This window comes from Fluoribacter gormanii, from assembly GCF_900156395.1.
Taxonomy (GTDB): Bacteria; Pseudomonadota; Gammaproteobacteria; order Legionellales; family Legionellaceae; genus Legionella; species Legionella gormanii.
Genome location: NZ_FTNL01000018.1, coordinates 61,123 through 78,067 on the forward strand (window position 1 = coordinate 61,123; position 16,945 = coordinate 78,067).

A 16,945-nucleotide genomic window follows, 5' to 3' on the forward strand; every position below is an offset into this window, starting at 1 on the left:
ATAGCTCTAACAGTTACAATTTGTGAACCAGCTTAATTATTGGTAAAAATATTCAAATAATTAGGCTGCCCACTTTCTAATTAAAATGAATGTTCCGCTGTTGGAAAATTGACCTGTTGAACCTGTTGGGCATAGGCATTTAATGCACCTAATAGAAGTTCCTTGCCTTGAAGGTATCTTTTGACGAACTTGGGATTAAATTCTGTTTGTAAACCCAGCATGTCATGCCATACAAGTACCTGTCCATCAGTATGAAAACCGGCTCCAATGCCTATAGTAGGTATACTTAACGACTCGGTTATTGTGAGCGCTAGTTGTTGGGGAACACATTCGATGACTAGAGCAAAACATCCAGCCGCCTCTAACTGATGAGCTTGCTGGAGCAGTTGTTCTGCCTGCTCTTGGTTTTTTCCCTGTATCTTAAAGCCACCTAATTGATGAATGGATTGAGGGGTTAAACCGATATGTCCTATAACTGGGACGCCGGCATTTACAAGATGAGAAATGGTTTGACACGTATCTGCATCAGCTCCTTCAATTTTCACTGCCTGTGCACCTGCTTGTAATAAACGTTTTACATTTTCTACAGTGTGACTCAGAGAACTTTTATGGCATAAAAAGGGAAGATCACTGATTAAAAATTGCTGATTCAGGCCACGTGCTACGGCTTGGGTATGAAGTATCATCATCTCCATGGTAGCCGTAACGGTTGTTTCATGGCCGTGTACTGCCATGGCTACAGAATCTCCGACCAGGACGCAATCAATATTTGATTCAGCTACGATGCAGGCAGACGGATAATCGTAGCAAGTTATCATGGAAATTTTTTGTTGCTCGTCTTTTTTACGTTTGAAATCATGAATTTTCATGCTGCACTACTCCTTAATAAAAAAGAGTAAGCATTATGATGGAAAGCGAAACATGTTATAGGTACCTGTCGCATGGATCAAGTCCTCCAAAAAAAATTAAAATATGAAGTCGCTGCCGATAGGTCAGCGCATTATGAGTAGCCATTAGTCGCTTCTCACATTGGTTATCATATTGCAAATTAGGATAGATGAGAAGTGGGTGTAAATGCGTTGTCCTGAGGAGGCCTCATAGTTGAACCCCGCGGATTACGCTTAAGGCTATGATGGCTATTTTGACTCGGGCGTTGCTACATTTTGCACATTATGCATTTTGTTCATCTATAATTCTGAGTTATTATTAATGTTTCGCACAGCCACTATTTCATCGTGGAAAATGCAACAAGTTGTGTGAAATATGTACTTTACAATAGGCTTTTTATGCAAATCACTGAAAAATTAACTCTCCCGGGTGAGCATGCTTTATTTTTACAAGGAGCGACTGGGAAACTGGAGGCAGTTTTAACTGTTCCAGAGCAGAATCATTCTGACTTTATCGCCTTTTTAGGGCATCCTCATTCCCTACAGGGTGGCACAATGAGTAATAAAGTAGTTACTACCTTAGCACGTGTCTTTAGAGAATTAAGTATTCCTTCATTGCGCTTTAATTTTCGTGGTGTAGGTCAATCGGAAGGATCTTATGACGCAGGGATAGGTGAAAGCGAGGATATGTTGGTGTTGGTTCGTGAGTGGCAAAAGGTGCAACCCGAGAAAAAACTTATTTTTGCGGGCTTTTCTTTTGGTTCTTATGTGACTTATCGCGCTGCGGCCCAATCGGATTCGAAATTATTAATTTCGGTAGCTCCGGCAGTGCATCATTATAATTATCAAGAATTTAATCCGATCCCATCTCCTTGGCTCATTGTACAAGGTGATGAAGATGAAGTAGTTCCTCCTGCTTTGGTTTTTGATTTTGCTGCCCAAGTTGAAATACCGGTAATTCAATTTGCGGGCACAGGCCACTTTTTTCATGGAAAATTAATTGAGCTGAAAGCAAAGCTCATGGAATACATTCGAACTCAGGTTATTTTATAATGAATTTGATTACTCAATATGAAGCCGCAATTCATCGCGGCGACATCGATGATGATCCCTTGCAACGGATTATATTGACGCATCTGGAGTGTCTTGCTAATAGCGTAAAAAAATCGAATTCCTCCTGGTTTTATCCACTAATTAAACCTCGAATTAAGGGGATATACCTTTATGGTCCTGTTGGGGTAGGAAAAACATACTTAATTGATTTATTTTATGACTGCCTCGAAGAGAAAAAAAAGGCTCGCTTTCATTTTCATCATTTCATGCAACAAGTTGATGCGCAGTTAAGACGATTGCAAGGACAGAAAAATCCTCTTCGTCAAATCGCCAAGGAATTGGCCAAAAAGACACGGGTACTTTGTTTTGATGAGTTTATGGTCCATGATGTTGCTTATGCCATGATTTTAGCGGAATTATTGCAATCTTTAATTGCTTATGGCGTTATTTTGGTAATTTCTTCAAATATTCCTCCAGATGATTTGTATCGCAATGGAGTTCATCGGAAACGATTTTTACCAGCCATTGCAGCAATTAAGGAACACTGCGAGGTACTGCATTTAAATGAGCAAAGAGATTATCGGGTTGGGAGAGCGCCATTGTTAGATGCTTATTTATTTCCTTTAAATGAGCATACCACTTCGGTTATGGAGCAACAATTCACGCTTTTGACGCGCGAATTTAAAGAAAACGGTACTATTACAATACAGAATCGCGAGATTCCATACCTAAAGCTTGCAGAACAATCGATTTGGTTTGCTTTTGATATTCTTTGTAATTTGCCCCGCAGTCAATTGGATTATTTAGAGATCGCAGATAAATTTGACACTATATTTCTAAGTAATATACCTGCATTAACAGCCAATCATACCTTGCAAACAATTATGTTCATTCACTTTATTGATGTGATGTATGATCGCGGAATCAATATTATTATTTCTGCAGAGGTTGCAGTTGAGGAGTTGTATGTTGAAGGCGAAATGCAAGAAACCTTTAAGCGTACATTAAGTCGTTTGCTGGAAATGCAGTCGGTAGATTATTTGGCACGTCACCCCAAAAGACAACTTAAGGAGTTGATTTCAGATAATTCTTGAGCGCGTTAGTAGTAAAAGTGACCCAATATGGGTTCCGCTTTGCTTTACCTCGGCTACGAATTTATCTAAAATCAAAATAAATGTATAATTTTTTCCTAAATTGAGAATGATTCTCGATTTCATTTGTGTTAATATGATTAAGTTATTTCACGAGTTGCTATTAGAAACATGATAAAAATTACAGAGTTAGTACAAGGCGATAGAGTACGGTTAACTAGTTTTGGTGCAACAGAGATGCAATACAGACGCAGACTTTTGTCTTTGGGAGTGACTTGCGGTACTGAGTTTTTAGTTGTCCGAATGGCTCCTTTAGGATGTCCTATACAAATTGAAGTCAGAGGAACTGCCTTAACTTTGCGCAAGGAAGAGGCGAGCCAATTGATTTTGGAGCGTATATGACTCATGTACTATTAGTCGGTAACCCTAATTGTGGCAAGACTACTTTATTTAATGCATTAACTGGTGATAATCAGCGCATAGGAAACTGGCCTGGTGTGACAGTCGAAAAGAAAACAGGGGCCTTTCTTGTTGCGCAGCAACGAATTGAAGTGACGGACTTACCGGGAATTTATTCTCTTGTAGCGCATGCGGATGGCATCAGCCAAGATGAAGAAATTGCGGCCCAGTCTGTTGTAACCATTGACGCAGATTGCATTATTAATGTGATCGATGCATGTCATCTCGAGCGGCATTTATATTTGACCACCCAAATTCTGGAATTAGGAAAACCTGTACTGCTCGCGTTGAATATGATGGATATTGCTCAGCAAAGAGGTATATCCATAGATCCAAAAGCGTTATCACAACAATTAGGTTGTCCTGTTATTCCGATTCAGGCGCATAAAAAAATAGGTATGACTCAACTGATGGAGGAATTGACTCGATTACCTCAAGCAGTTACTCCCTTGATGCTTCCTCTATCCAAACCGATACAACAGACACTAATGACTTTGGAAAACACTTTGATTGACGAAGGGTATAGTCAATCGCTTGCTTATTATTATGCCCGCAGGCTCGCGGAGGGTGATAAGTTACTATTCGATAAGGCAATCAGCCAGGACTTAACTTTATTGAACGAAGTAGATCCTAGTCTTGATGTATTATTGGCAGATGCACGATATCAGAAAATACATGAACTAGTTACGGACGTACAAAAAAAGCGCAGTGATGCCAGTGAACATTTTACTGCCAAACTCGATAAGATTATGTTGCATCGTGTTTTTGCTCTCCCCATATTTTTTGCGATGATGTATTTGATGTTTTTATTTGCGATTAATGTCGGTGGCGCTTTTCAGGATTTTTTTGATATCAGTACCGATACAATATTCGTACAAGGGACATCCTGGTTATTACAACAAATTCAAGCACCTAATTGGCTAATCGCTTTATTGGCAAATGGTGTTGGAAAAGGGATCAATACCACGTTAACGTTCATCCCGGTTATTGCTGCCATGTTCTTCTTCTTATCCTTGTTGGAAAGCTCCGGATATATGGCAAGAGCAGCTTTTGTTGTGGATAAGGCGATGCGGAAGATGGGGCTGCCAGGTAAGTCATTTGTGCCGATGATTGTTGGTTTTGGATGTAACGTTCCTGCGATTATGGCTGCTCGTACCTTAGATTCAGAACGCGATCGATTATTAACAGTAATGATGAGCCCTTTTATGTCTTGTAGCGCACGTCTGGCCATTTATGCAGTATTCGTTGCCGCATTTTTTCCATCTGGTGGACAAAACGTTGTGTTTTCTTTGTATCTTATAGGGATTTTGATGGCTGTGTTAACAGGATTTCTCTTGCGCAAAACAACTTTAAAAGGGCATGCTTCTCCCTTAATTTTGGAGCTTCCTGCTTACCATAAGCCTGCACTTAAGCGTTTATTTAAAGAGACTTTTATGCGCTTGCGTTTTTTTGTTGTGCGTGCAGGTAAATTAATTGTACCTATTTGTGTTATTTTGGGTGGTTTAAATGCCATTACTTTAGATGGTGGGATTAATTCGGCTGAAGCGAGCACTCAATCATTGCTCTCTTTAATGGGACAATCGATTACTCCTCTATTTAGCCCCATGGGCATCCATCAGGACAATTGGCCTGCAACGGTAGGGTTACTAACTGGAATGTTGGCCAAAGAAGTAGTAGTTGGTACGTTAAATTCACTTTATGCGCAAGTAGGTCATGTGACTGAAATTGCTGCCGCACATTTTGATTTTTGGGCAGGTATTAAGGCGGCTTTTTGGTCAATTCCACAAAATTTAGCTCAATTGGGTTCTGCTTTGATGAATCCTGTATTGGCTAGTGCAGCAGACAGTCCTGTATCTCAGTCAGTATATGGAGTTATGGCGGAGCGATTTGATGGTAAAATAGGGGCTTATGCTTATCTGTTGTTTGTACTTCTTTATATTCCGTGCGTATCTACTATGGCGGTAATTCGACAAGAAGCAAATAAGAAATATATGTGGATTTCTGTAATTTGGTCTTTTGTGATTGCGTATGTTACCGCAGTTTTATTTTATCAATTGGCTAAATGGATTCAGAATTCAGAGCAAAGTATAAGCGGGATTGTTGTCTTATTATTGATTCTGCTTTTTGCTATGGGAGTACGCCAATACACCAAACGCAGCTCAAGGGGGAATGATGCTGTTGCAAATACGTGATTACATTTGCCGTGAAGGTGTGGTGAGCACCCAACAATTGACTAGGGAATTTCGTTTGGATCTTCCAGCATTACAACCTATGCTTGATTTATGGATCGGGAAGGGCGTAATCCGTAAATGCCAGGAAAAGGCAAATTGTCAAAGTACATGCTTTAAGTGTCGCTCTAGCGCCCCTGAATATTATCAATATGTTTTATAGTTCGCTGATGTGCCAATTCTATTTTTTTACGGGTTTTTTACTTAAGCTGTTTTAACTTTCGTGCTCATTCACTAAATTTGGGCTAATATACTCATATAGGTTTGATTTACGTGTGGTAAGCAAATGGCTGATGAACCAGATATTCCTACTGCTGACGAAAATTTAGAAATAATCGATACTATCGATAACAGCATCGACTTGCGCAAGTTGCAAATGGAAGAAGATTTAAATGATCCTGTAACTTTGGTTGAGCGAGTTTACCAAATCTGGTGGCATTGGGCTGATTTCCAACTTTATATTGTATCTCCATCCATAGATCTTGTTTCACCTCCTGTAATTATTAAACCTGAACTAATTCCCGGAACAAATGAGTTTGAATTTGTATATTCTATTCTTGATTCAGGATCAAAATTATCTACTTCCAAAGGTGAGGAGCTGTTCTCCGCCGGGATGTCAATGTATAAGCTCTATATGACCATAGAAAAAATGATTTATATTCTGGTTGAGCGTTTGAAAGAAGAGGGTGTTGATAAAGAAACAGAGGTGCAAGTAGCTTTCGGTGGGCATTTGCTTCCCCAAAGAAAAGCCTTTGAGTCGATTATCAATTTACCCTACAATGTCGTAGTAACTAACTTTGATCCGGGTGCATGGGGTGAGCGTTACTTACAAATTGTCAAACAAAATGCAGACAAGTACGGATATCCTTCTGAATCGCCACGTGAAATATTTAGACAACCCTATAAAACAGCCGGGTCAGGTCCCAAAAGATAATTATGTTCATTCGACTCGTCTTTAATGCACTTTTTATTATCTATCCAATTATTTTTAGTTGAATTTTATTAAATCACTTTATATCCTTGCCATATGCAATGGCTTGCGACATCTTTACAAAAGTTTCCTTAGCAATACAATAGATTGGTCTTACATTTGGCACATCAGATATAAGCACAATAAAAGATCGAAATGTTACAAAATATGATTATTTGCATTATTTAATGATAATTTGTAAGAATATTCATTTTGATTGAGTCAGCTGTCTAAGTATTATTTAACAGTATTTACAAAATTTATTTTGAATTAAAGATTTTTTAATGAATGAGGTAACTAAAGAGAGTTTATTTGAATTAGATGGATACAAATTAAAATTTGCTCGGATTACGCAGGAGCTTATCTTGCACGATAAAAACAGAGTGCTATACTTCGCATTTGTGCTATTTAATTAACTTTTCTAATTAAGGAAGAAATTCACAGTGAACAAAAAAAGACCCGTTAATCTGGATTTGGGCAGTTTAAAATATCCCCCTATGGCTATAGCGTCCATCTTACATAGGATTTCAGGGGTAGTTTTATTTTTACTGTTACCCATTATGTTGTACATTTTTGGCCAGTCAATGCAATCAGAAGAAACATTTTCACAGGTGAAAAATTTGCTGTCTCATCCTGCTTATAAAATGATCATGTGGGCATTTGGTGCCTCAATGATTTACCATTTGCTAGCAGGGATTAGGCATCTTTTGATGGATATGGGGTTTGGTGAGCATCTTGATGCTGGTAGGCGTTCGGCTGTTTTAGTCATTTTTCTTGCTATTATTTTGTCAATTTTTCTAGGAATCTGGATATGGTAAATAATGTCACCAGCTTAACAGGTAATGGGTTAAAGGATTGGTTGATTCAAAGAGTTACAGCCGTTTATTTTGCTGCATATGCTTTTTTTATCATTGGTTTTTTGTTATTGCACCCTGAACTGGGGTTTGCGCAATGGCACGCTCTTTTTTCCCATGTTTTAGTTCGAATTGCATCGCTTATCGCATTGTTTGCGCTTTCCTTGCATGCATGGGTAGGTATTTGGACTGTGACTACCGATTATATGAAGTGTACTGCTCTGCGTTTATCAGTACAAATGTTAGTAGTTTTATGGCTCCTTAGTCAATTTCTCTGGGGCTTAATGATCCTTTGGGGGCAGTAGCATGGCAATTGCACGTAATAAATTTGATGCAGTAATTATTGGCGCTGGTGGGGCTGGAATGCGAGCTGCACTGCAGATGGCAAATTCAGGTTTAAAGGTCGCACTTTTATCTAAAGTATTTCCAACTCGGTCACATACAGTATCTGCTCAAGGAGGTATTACTTGTGCACTGGGAAATGCGCATGAGGATGATTGGCGTTGGCATATGTATGATACCGTGAAGGGTGCAGACTATATTGGCGATCAGGATTCAATCGAATACCTTTGCAAAACAGGCCCCGAAGCAGTATATGAGCTCGAGCACATGGGATTGCCTTTTTCACGCATGGATAATGGTAAAATCTATCAGCGTCAGTTTGGCGGTCAATCCAAAAATTTTGGTGGCGATCAAGCCGCGCGAACTTGTGCTGCAGCAGATAGAACAGGACATGCTTTATTACATACACTCTACCAACAAAATTTAAAAGCTAAAACACACGTATTTAGTGAATGGTATGCGCTTGATCTCGTGAAAGATTCGCATGGACATATATCCGGTGTTACAGCGATGTGTATCGAAACAGGTGAAGTAGTATTTTTCCAATCAAGAGTATGTATTTTGGCTACCGGTGGCGCAGGCCGTATTTACCAATCTACAACCAATGCCTTTATTAATACCGGTGATGGTTTTGGTATGGCATTAAGAGCTGGTATCCCGTTACAAGATATGGAGATGTGGCAGTTCCATCCTACTGGTATTGCTGGAGCTGGTGTTTTGGTGACGGAAGGATGTCGAGGTGAAGGCGGTTATCTGATTAATAAAGACGGTGAACGTTTTATGGAACGTTATGCACCGCGAGTTAAGGATTTAGCTTCCCGAGATGTAGTTGCTCGATCTATGGCTCTTGAGATCCGTGCTGGCAAGGGTTTTGATCCTAAAGGAGTTGATCACGTTAAATTAAAATTGGATCACCTGGGTGCCGATCTGATTAAATCACGCCTGCCAGGAATTCGTGAATTATCTATAAAATTCGCAGGAGTAGATCCAATTGTTGAGCCAATTCCCGTAGTTCCTACTTGTCACTACAGCATGGGCGGTATACCTACCAATATGTATGGCCAAGTACTTACCAAATCCAACGGTATTGAACATACTGTAGAAGGTTTATATGCAGTAGGTGAGTGTGCTTGTGTTTCTGTACATGGTGCGAACCGTTTAGGTGGCAATTCATTACTGGACTTAGTTGTCTTTGGCCGCGCAGCAGGATTGCATGTTGAAGAATTATGGCAGTCAAATCAATTACCTGAGATGACTTATATTAGTGATGATGATATTGCGCCATCTTTGCAACGATATAACCGATGGAATAATTCAACAGACGGTGAAAGCCCAGCAGTAATTCATGATGAAATGCAACGTGTCATGCAAGAAGACTTCGGTGTCTTCCGTACAGGTGAAGTAATGGCTTCTGGCTTAAAACGTCTTCAGGCCCTGCGTGAACGTTTGGCGCATGCTAAATTAGAAGATAAGAGTAAGATATTTAATACAGAGCGAGTTAGTGCATTAGAGTTGGATAATTTGATGGCAACTGCATATGCTACAGCGCAGTCTGCAATTGTTCGTACAGAAAGTCGTGGTGCTCATAGTCGTGAAGATTATCCAAAACGCGATGATGCGAACTGGATTAAACATACGCTATATTTTGAGGAAGGTGAGAAGATTGATTTTCGTCCAGTTAATGCATCACCTAAGCATGTCGAGCCTTTTGCGCCGAAAGAACGCGTTTACTAAAGAGGATAGATTACATGGCAGCAGATAGTAGAAAATTGACCCTATCAATATATCGCTATAATCCTGAGGTGGATGCTAAGCCTTATATGAAAGATTATGAATTGGAGATTCCAGTTAAAAGTGATCCTATGCTACTCACGTTACTCGAACGATTGAAAGCAGAGCAGGATCCATCCATCACATACAGACGTTCTTGTCGCGAAGGGGTATGTGGTTCGGACGGCATGAATATAAATGGGACAAATGGTTTGGCTTGTATTACTCATGTGTCTCAGTTGAATACCGATAAAATAGTTGTGCGTCCTTTGCCTGGATTTCCAGTAATTCGTGATTTAGCAGTTGATATGACGCAGTTTTATCAACAATATGAGCGTATAGAGCCTTATTTGCAAAATAATGAGGTTCCTCCCGCTCAAGAACGGTTACAATCACCAGAGGAACGCGCTCAACTTGATGGATTATATGAATGTATTTTATGCGCATGCTGTAGCAGTTCATGTCCTTCATTCTGGTGGAATCCGGACAAATTTGTTGGTCCTGCTGGATTATTACAGGCTAGACGATTTTTAGCAGACAGTCGTGATACGGCAACAGCAGATCGTTTGGATAAATTGCAAGATCCATTCAGTGTATTTCGTTGCCGCAGTATTATGAATTGTACTAATGTCTGCCCGAAAGGACTTAATCCGACGAAAGCGATTTCCGAGATTCGCCAACAAATGTTAACAAAAGAGACCTAATAGTACTTTTCTTGTTTTTAAGGTACTGATAAAAGCCATGTAGAGAAAATATAATTCCCATACAATGGGAATGATCTTAAATGAGCTCGAAATCAGTATAAGGATGATCCCCGCACTTGCGGGGATAGCTGTTTTATCCACGGGGATGAGTGGAATAGCCAATTTACTGGTGGTAGTGATTAATACCCCTTTGGAGAAAAGAAAATGAGCAGTTCCGATCTGCAAAAAAAATGGGCTTCTTCCTATTTATCTGGCGGAAGTATGGCTTATGTTGATAGTCTGTATGAAGATTATCTTGCTGACCCGAGTTCGGTTTCATCCGATTGGCGAGCAGTATTCAGTGCTTTGCCTAAGGTGGATAGTGCCGAAAAAGAATTCTCGCATAGAGAGATTCGTGATTATTTTTTGCAGAATGCAGATAAAAAAGCAATACCTGTAGTCCAAGCTTCAGATAGTCAGCAATTTCGGATTGCAGATTTAATTAATGCATATCGCTCATTGGGCCATCATGCGGCCAAGCTTGATCCTCTGGAAATGACAAAACGTACTCCAGTACCTGCATTGGAATTGGAGTATCACCATTTATCCGATGTAGATAGAAACCGTAAGTTTTTTGCAGGCACTACATTTAATGGTCCAGAAATGACTCTGGATGAAATATATAGAGCCTTGCGCGAAACGTATTGTAGCAGTATTGGTATTGAATACATGCATATTTCTAATACTGAAGAAATAGAATGGCTGCAAGAACGAATGGAATCCGTGCGTGGCCGACTTAAGTTAGATGCAGCAAAAAAATTGCAAATTTTAAAAGATTTAATTGCTGCCGACGGTTTGGAGCGTTATCTAGGTACACGCTACGTGGGACAAAAACGATTCTCTCTTGAAGGGGGGGATTCATTAATTCCCATGATGAAAGAAATTATTGAGTGCGCTGGCAAAGATAATGTTAAAGAATTAGTTATTGGTATGGCACATCGAGGCCGCTTAAATGTATTGGTGAATGTATTAGGTAAAGAACCTAATCAACTATTCCAGGAATTTGAAGGCAAAGTAAAATATGAACGTACTGGTGATGTAAAATATCATTTAGGTTTTTCTTCAGATATAAAAACAAATTCTGGTTCAGTAGTCCACCTGGCTTTAGCTTTTAACCCTTCACACTTAGAAATTATTGGACCAGTAGTAGAGGGGTCTGTGCGTTCTCGTTTGGGGCGACGTAATGATTTGGACAAGAAAGAAAAAGTTGTTCCTATCGTTATTCATGGCGATGCTGCATTTGCCGGCCAGGGTGTCGTAATGGAAACGTTTAATTTTTCTCAGGCACGTGGCTATTGTACTGGTGGTAGCGTTCACATTGTTATCAATAACCAAATAGGTTTTACTACCAGCAATCCTCTGGACGCCCGTTCTACATTATATTGTACTGATGTGGCCAAAATGGTTCAGGCTCCTGTTATTCATGTGAATGGTGATGATCCTGAAGCAGTGGTGTTTGCGACCAGGCTGGCATTTGATTTCAGAATGAAATTTAAACGAGATGTAGTAGTAGACCTCGTATGTTACCGACGACATGGACATAATGAGGCAGATGAGCCGGCAGTTACTCAACCTGCAATGTATCGAAAAATCAAGTCGATGCGTCCCTTACGCGAAATTTATGCTGAACAATTGGTACAAGAAGGTTTTCTGACCAGTAAAGATGCTGAAAAATTAGTAGATGCATATCGCGATACGCTGGATCAGGGTAAAGCGGTTGTGGATTTGGTTCATGGTGATTATGAAGGTAAGTATGCAGTTGATTGGACCCCTTATCTGAATGCAAAATGGACAGATAAAGTCGATACCACAATCAAAAAAGAGAACTTACAAGCATTAGCTAAAATCTTAAACACGTTACCAAAAGGTTTTACATTACATCCGGTGGTTCAACGCTTATTAAATGATCGTGATAAGATGACGGCCGGTGAGTTACCAATGAACTGGGGATATGCTGAAATTATGGCATATGCCAGTCTAGTCCAAGAAGGTTATGGTGTGCGTTTGTCTGGCCAGGACTCTGGAAGAGGAACTTTTGCTCATCGCCATGCTGTATTGCATGATACTGAAACTGGAGAATCGTTTACTCCTTTGGAGCAAATCAGCAATAAACTCGACCGACCTTTCTCTGTAATCGATTCTGTACTTTCTGAAGAAGCAGTACTGGCGTTCGAATACGGATTTGCCGCGTCTGCACCCAATTTTCTGGTACTTTGGGAAGCTCAGTTTGGTGATTTCGCCAATGGGGCGCAAGTGGTTATTGATCAATTTATTAGTTCTGGTGAGCAAAAATGGGGTCGTTTATGCGGTTTAGTCATGTTATTACCTCATGGATATGAAGGACAAGGCCCAGAGCATTCATCAGCTCGTCTGGAGCGTTATATGCAGCTTTGTGCTCAGCACAATATGCAAGTTTGTACTCCAACTACACCCGCTCAGATCTTCCATTTATTAAGAAGACAGGTTATCCGGAATTTCCGTAAGCCATTAATTGTTATGACACCCAAAAGTCTTCTACGCCATAAATTAGCAGTTTCTCCATTGGAAGATTTATTCAAAGGTAAATTCCATACTATTATCCCGGAAATTGATACAATTGATGCACAAAAAGTTACAAAAGTAGTGCTGTGCTGTGGAAAGGTTTATTATGATTTGTTGCAAATGCGTCGTGATAAAGAATTAAACAATATTGCTTTAGTGCGAATTGAGCAATTATATCCATTTCCTAAAAAAGCACTTACGACTGAGCTAAATAAATATCCTCAGGCCAAGAAAGTTATTTGGTGTCAGGAAGAACCGCAGAATCAAGGTGTATGGTTCTCTTCTCAGCATAATATAATGGATTGTTTGCGTCCTGAACAAACCTTGCATTATGCCGGAAGAGAGTTTGCTGCGGCACCTGCTGTAGGAAGCCCTGCTCTGCATGCAAAAGAACAACAAGCTTTAGTAGAGCAAGCTTTATTGGACTGATTGTGAGTTTATCGTAGTCTGGATTATGGCTTTGCCTTTCCCCAGACTACAATTTGTTAACGAATTTAATAAAATAAGAAGGTATAACCATGTCTATTGAAGTCAAAGTACCTGTTTTGCCTGAATCGGTTGCAGATGCAACTGTAGCAGCGTGGCATAAAAAAGTAGGTGATAAAGTAAGCCGTGATGAGAATTTACTCGATCTAGAAACAGACAAAGTCGTACTGGAAGTTCCTGCACCTGCTGATGGAATACTGGCTGAAATCCTGTTTCAGGAGGGTGACACAGTTCGCTCAGGCCAATTACTTGCCAAAATAAAAGAAGGCGCTGGAGCTGAAACCAAAGAAGAAAAGGCTGACGCATCTAAGGCAAGTGAACAATCTGAACGTGATGAAGTAAGCGCTAAAGAAGATAAGTCAACCAGTCCTGTAGTTCGACGGATGATGGCGGAACATGACCTTCAGCCTGGGCAAATACAAGGTAGTGGCAAGGATGGTCGTATTACTAAAGAAGACGTTCTCGCTTATATCGAATCAGGTAGAGAAAAAACATCTAAATCTAAAGAAAGCGGAAAAGAGCCAACTCAAAGAGCACCTATGGGCTTACGTGAAGAGCGTCGGGTTCCTATGACACGCTTAAGGGCTAAAATCGCCGAGCGTTTATTGGAAGCTCAACACAATGCAGCGATGTTGACGACTTTTAATGAAGTCAATTTGAAAGCAGTTATGGACATGCGTACTCAATATAAAGACACTTTTGAGAAAAAGCACGGCGTCAAACTTGGGTTTATGTCTTTTTTCACCAAAGCTGTTGTCGAGTCATTAAAACGTTTTCCTGCAGTGAATGCCTCCATAGATGGTCAGGATGTGGTTTATCATGGCTTTTATGATATTGGTATCGCCGTATCTACTGAGCGAGGATTGGTCGTACCTGTGATTCGTGATGCGGATCAGATGAGTATGGCTGAAATTGAATTGGCAATTAATGATGCTGCAAAAAAGGCTAGAGAGGGTAAATTAGCCATGGAAGACATGCAGGGAGGTACCTTTACCATTACGAATGGTGGGGTATTTGGTTCTTTGTTAGCTACACCAATCATTAATCCACCCCAAACAGGAATTTTGGGAATGCACAAAATTGAAGATAGACCTGTAGTGGAAAAAGGACAGATAGTAATTCGTCCTATGATGTATGTGGCTTTATCTTATGATCATCGACTGATTGATGGTAAAGATTCAGTACAGTTTTTGGTAAGTGTGAAAGAGTTATTGGAAGATCCTGCGCGTCTTTTGCTTAATGTTTAATGAAATGTAACTGCGAAATTCGCATTGGCACATAAATGTAACTGGGTGAAGGCGCAGCTGGAGCCCAGAGGTTTTAAATTTATCAATTGTACATCCTGAGTTTGGTCTTTCTTCATCCGGGATATGATGCATAAATTAACACTTATGAGTATTGACGAATTTTGCATTTTTAGAAAGGTAATTGCAATGAATTTACATGAATACCAGGCCAAACAATTATTTGCTAGCTACAACTTGCCAGTACCAAACGGTGAAGTCGCTTACAGTGTTGAAGATGCAATGCAAGTTGCGTCACAGTTATCTACTGCTCGTTGGGTTGTTAAAGCTCAAGTCCACGCTGGCGGAAGAGGAAAAGCTGGTGGCGTGAAATTGGTATCGAATAAAGATGAATTAGCTGCAGCAGTCAAATCATTATTAGGTACTCGCTTAGTTACATATCAAACTGATGCTCATGGACAGCCAGTTAATGCTGTTTTAATTGAGGAAACATGTGATATCGGCAGAGAATTATATCTTGGAGCGGTTGTTGATCGCGCTACTCGCCGTGTCGTATTCATGGCTTCCACAGAAGGTGGTGTAGAAATAGAAAAAGTGGCTGAAGAAACGCCTGAAAAAATTTTTAAAGTAATTGTTGACCCATTAGTTGGTGTCATGCCATTTCAATGCCGTGAAGTAGGATTTAAATTAGGCCTGAAAGACGAGCAAATTAAACAATTTACTCATTTGATGATGGGATTGGGCAAAATGTTTGTTGATTGCGATCTGAGCTTATTAGAAATCAATCCACTGGTAGTAACAAAACAAGAACAATTAATTTGCTTGGATGGCAAAATTAATATTGATGGCAACGCATTATACCGTCAACCCAAATTAAAAAGCATGCGCGATACAACTCAAGAAGATGAACGTGAAAATCGTGCGAGCGACTGGGAGCTAAATTATATTCCTCTGGATGGAACTATTGGCTGTATGGTGAATGGTGCTGGTTTGGCGATGGCGACCATGGACGTGATTAAGCTTCATGGTGGTGAACCAGCTAACTTTCTTGATGTTGGTGGTGGCGCTACTAAGGAACGAGTCAGTGAGGCACTGAAAATTATTCTCTCCGATGACAATGTCAAAGGTATTTTGGTAAATATTTTTGGTGGTATCGTTCGTTGTGATCTCATTGCCGATGGTATTCTTGCTGCAGTGAAAGAAGTCGATGTGAAAATTCCTGTGGTGGTACGTCTTGAAGGTAATAATGCACAACTAGGTGCTGATATTTTAAATAAAAGTGATTTGAATGTGATTGCTGCAACCAGTTTAACTGATGCTGCGAAAAAAATTGTGGCAGCTGTTGCTTAATTACTAAATTTCGAGGTTAACAATGAGTGTATTGGTTAATAAAAATACTAAGGTATTGTGTCAGGGCTTTACTGGAAAGCAAGGGACTTATCATTCAGAACAAGCGATTGCTTACGGCACACGTATGGTTGGTGGCGTGACACCAGGTAAAGGCGGACAGATGCATTTAGGCTTACCGGTATTTAATACCATGCGTGAAGCCGTTGAAGAGACCAAAGCGGAAGCGAGCGTGATTTATGTCCCTGCACCATTTTGTAAGGATTCTATTTTAGAAGCTGCAGATGCGGGCATTCAATTAATCGTTTGTATCACAGAAGGTGTGCCTGTATTGGATATGCTGCAAGTAAAAGTCTATCTAGAAAATAATACACAAGCCCGTTTGATAGGCCCCAATTGCCCTGGAATTATTACTCCGGGTGAATGCAAAATTGGGATTATGCCAGGTTCAATTCACTTGCCTGGTAAAGTAGGTATTGTTTCGCGTTCTGGAACTTTAACTTACGAAGCAGTTAAACAAACCACAGATAAAGGTTTTGGTCAAAGTACGTGCATTGGTATAGGTGGCGATCCGATTCCTGGAACCAGTTTCATTGATGCTTTAGCTCTATTTGAACAAGATCCTCAAACAGAGGCGATTATCATGGTGGGTGAAATCGGAGGCTCTGCAGAAGAAGAGGCAGCCGAATATATTAAATTGCATGTTAGTAAACCTGTGGTCTCCTATATTGCGGGCGTAACAGCACCTGCTGGAAAACGTATGGGGCATGCTGGTGCAATTATTTCTGGTGGGAAAGGGACTGCCGCTGAAAAATATGCAGCTTTAGAAGCCGCTGGTGTGAGAACCGTACGTTCGCCTGCTGATTTAGGTGATGCAGTTGCCGAAGTTACAGGCTGGTAATCTATCAGGATGTAATTCTGGGTTAAGCA

General features: G+C 40.2%; 15 protein-coding genes. 14 read left to right on the plus strand and 1 reads right to left on the minus strand.

Annotation, left to right across the window (positions count from 1 at the left end; genetic code table 11):
• Positions 1–80: 80 nt before the first annotated feature.
• A complete protein-coding gene (panB, locus tag BW930_RS11925; RefSeq protein ID WP_058468747.1) occupies positions 81–869 on the minus strand; it encodes a 3-methyl-2-oxobutanoate hydroxymethyltransferase in 789 nt (262 codons plus the stop codon).
• Between the two features lie 417 nt (positions 870–1,286).
• Between panB and BW930_RS11930 the strand changes: the two genes are divergently transcribed.
• The 14 genes from BW930_RS11930 to sucD all read left to right on the plus strand — a co-directional run bounded on the left by BW930_RS11930 (position 1,287) and on the right by sucD (position 16,916).
• On the plus strand, positions 1,287–1,940 hold the full coding sequence (locus BW930_RS11930) for an alpha/beta hydrolase (RefSeq protein WP_058468746.1): 654 nt from the start codon (positions 1,287–1,289) through the stop codon (positions 1,938–1,940).
• Entirely contained in the window at positions 1,940–3,034 is a 1,095-nt protein-coding gene (gene zapE / locus BW930_RS11935) for a cell division protein ZapE (RefSeq protein WP_058468745.1), read from the plus strand. Before BW930_RS11930 ends, zapE begins: the two co-directional genes overlap by 1 nt.
• Positions 3,035–3,202: 168 nt before the next feature.
• Positions 3,203–3,433: a FeoA family protein gene (locus BW930_RS11940; RefSeq protein ID WP_058468744.1), complete on the plus strand. Its 231-nt coding sequence runs from the start codon at positions 3,203–3,205 to the stop codon at positions 3,431–3,433.
• On the plus strand, positions 3,430–5,682 hold the full coding sequence (gene feoB, locus BW930_RS11945) for a Fe(2+) transporter permease subunit FeoB (RefSeq protein ID WP_058468743.1): 2,253 nt from the start codon (positions 3,430–3,432) through the stop codon (positions 5,680–5,682). Before BW930_RS11940 ends, feoB begins: the two co-directional genes overlap by 4 nt.
• Positions 5,663–5,881 (plus strand): FeoC-like transcriptional regulator, encoded by a 219-nt coding sequence (locus tag BW930_RS11950; RefSeq protein ID WP_058468742.1) that lies wholly within the window; start codon positions 5,663–5,665, stop codon positions 5,879–5,881. The genes feoB and BW930_RS11950 overlap by 20 nt, the downstream gene beginning before the upstream one ends.
• 123 nt (positions 5,882–6,004) lie before the next feature.
• Positions 6,005–6,652, plus strand: coding sequence for a hypothetical protein (locus tag BW930_RS11955; protein ID WP_058468741.1), 648 nt, complete (start codon positions 6,005–6,007; stop codon positions 6,650–6,652).
• 479 nt (positions 6,653–7,131) lie between these two features.
• The gene (gene sdhC / locus BW930_RS11960) at positions 7,132–7,506 is read left to right on the plus strand and encodes a succinate dehydrogenase, cytochrome b556 subunit (RefSeq protein ID WP_058468740.1); all 375 of its coding nucleotides are present in this window, start codon (positions 7,132–7,134) and stop codon (positions 7,504–7,506) included.
• Positions 7,500–7,847, plus strand: a complete 348-nt coding sequence (gene sdhD / locus BW930_RS11965) for a succinate dehydrogenase, hydrophobic membrane anchor protein (RefSeq protein ID WP_058468739.1) — start codon at positions 7,500–7,502, stop codon at positions 7,845–7,847. The genes sdhC and sdhD overlap by 7 nt, the downstream gene beginning before the upstream one ends.
• Position 7,848: 1 nt before the next feature.
• Positions 7,849–9,618, plus strand: a complete 1,770-nt coding sequence (sdhA, locus tag BW930_RS11970; protein ID WP_058468738.1) for a succinate dehydrogenase flavoprotein subunit — start codon at positions 7,849–7,851, stop codon at positions 9,616–9,618.
• A 14-nt stretch (positions 9,619–9,632) separates the two neighbouring features.
• Positions 9,633–10,358 carry a succinate dehydrogenase iron-sulfur subunit gene (locus BW930_RS11975; RefSeq protein ID WP_058468737.1) on the plus strand — a complete coding sequence of 242 codons (726 nt, stop codon included), beginning with the start codon at positions 9,633–9,635 and terminating at the stop codon, positions 10,356–10,358.
• A 204-nt stretch (positions 10,359–10,562) separates the two neighbouring features.
• Positions 10,563–13,367 (plus strand): 2-oxoglutarate dehydrogenase E1 component, encoded by a 2,805-nt coding sequence (locus BW930_RS11980; protein WP_058468736.1) that lies wholly within the window; start codon positions 10,563–10,565, stop codon positions 13,365–13,367.
• An 89-nt stretch (positions 13,368–13,456) separates the two neighbouring features.
• On the plus strand, positions 13,457–14,671 hold the full coding sequence (gene odhB / locus BW930_RS11985) for a 2-oxoglutarate dehydrogenase complex dihydrolipoyllysine-residue succinyltransferase (RefSeq protein WP_058468735.1): 1,215 nt from the start codon (positions 13,457–13,459) through the stop codon (positions 14,669–14,671).
• Between the two features lie 186 nt (positions 14,672–14,857).
• On the plus strand, positions 14,858–16,018 hold the full coding sequence (gene sucC / locus BW930_RS11990) for an ADP-forming succinate--CoA ligase subunit beta (protein WP_058468806.1): 1,161 nt from the start codon (positions 14,858–14,860) through the stop codon (positions 16,016–16,018).
• Between the two features lie 22 nt (positions 16,019–16,040).
• The gene (gene sucD, locus BW930_RS11995) at positions 16,041–16,916 is read left to right on the plus strand and encodes a succinate--CoA ligase subunit alpha (RefSeq protein WP_058468734.1); all 876 of its coding nucleotides are present in this window, start codon (positions 16,041–16,043) and stop codon (positions 16,914–16,916) included.
• Positions 16,917–16,945: the final 29 nt, after the last annotated feature.

Coding starts and splice junctions, on each gene's coding strand:
- feoB (WP_058468743.1), top strand. CDS start 3,430: ATGACTCATGTACTATTAGTCGGTAACCCTAATTGTGGCAAGACTACT.
- panB (WP_058468747.1), bottom strand. CDS start 869: ATGAAAATTCATGATTTCAAACGTAAAAAAGACGAGCAACAAAAAATT.
- sucD (WP_058468734.1), top strand. CDS start 16,041: ATGAGTGTATTGGTTAATAAAAATACTAAGGTATTGTGTCAGGGCTTT.
- sdhD (WP_058468739.1), top strand. CDS start 7,500: ATGGTAAATAATGTCACCAGCTTAACAGGTAATGGGTTAAAGGATTGG.
- BW930_RS11975 (WP_058468737.1), top strand. CDS start 9,633: ATGGCAGCAGATAGTAGAAAATTGACCCTATCAATATATCGCTATAAT.
- sdhA (WP_058468738.1), top strand. CDS start 7,849: ATGGCAATTGCACGTAATAAATTTGATGCAGTAATTATTGGCGCTGGT.
- BW930_RS11980 (WP_058468736.1), top strand. CDS start 10,563: ATGAGCAGTTCCGATCTGCAAAAAAAATGGGCTTCTTCCTATTTATCT.
- BW930_RS11930 (WP_058468746.1), top strand. CDS start 1,287: ATGCAAATCACTGAAAAATTAACTCTCCCGGGTGAGCATGCTTTATTT.
- BW930_RS11940 (WP_058468744.1), top strand. CDS start 3,203: ATGATAAAAATTACAGAGTTAGTACAAGGCGATAGAGTACGGTTAACT.
- BW930_RS11955 (WP_058468741.1), top strand. CDS start 6,005: ATGGCTGATGAACCAGATATTCCTACTGCTGACGAAAATTTAGAAATA.
- BW930_RS11950 (WP_058468742.1), top strand. CDS start 5,663: ATGCTGTTGCAAATACGTGATTACATTTGCCGTGAAGGTGTGGTGAGC.
- zapE (WP_058468745.1), top strand. CDS start 1,940: ATGAATTTGATTACTCAATATGAAGCCGCAATTCATCGCGGCGACATC.
- sucC (WP_058468806.1), top strand. CDS start 14,858: ATGAATTTACATGAATACCAGGCCAAACAATTATTTGCTAGCTACAAC.
- odhB (WP_058468735.1), top strand. CDS start 13,457: ATGTCTATTGAAGTCAAAGTACCTGTTTTGCCTGAATCGGTTGCAGAT.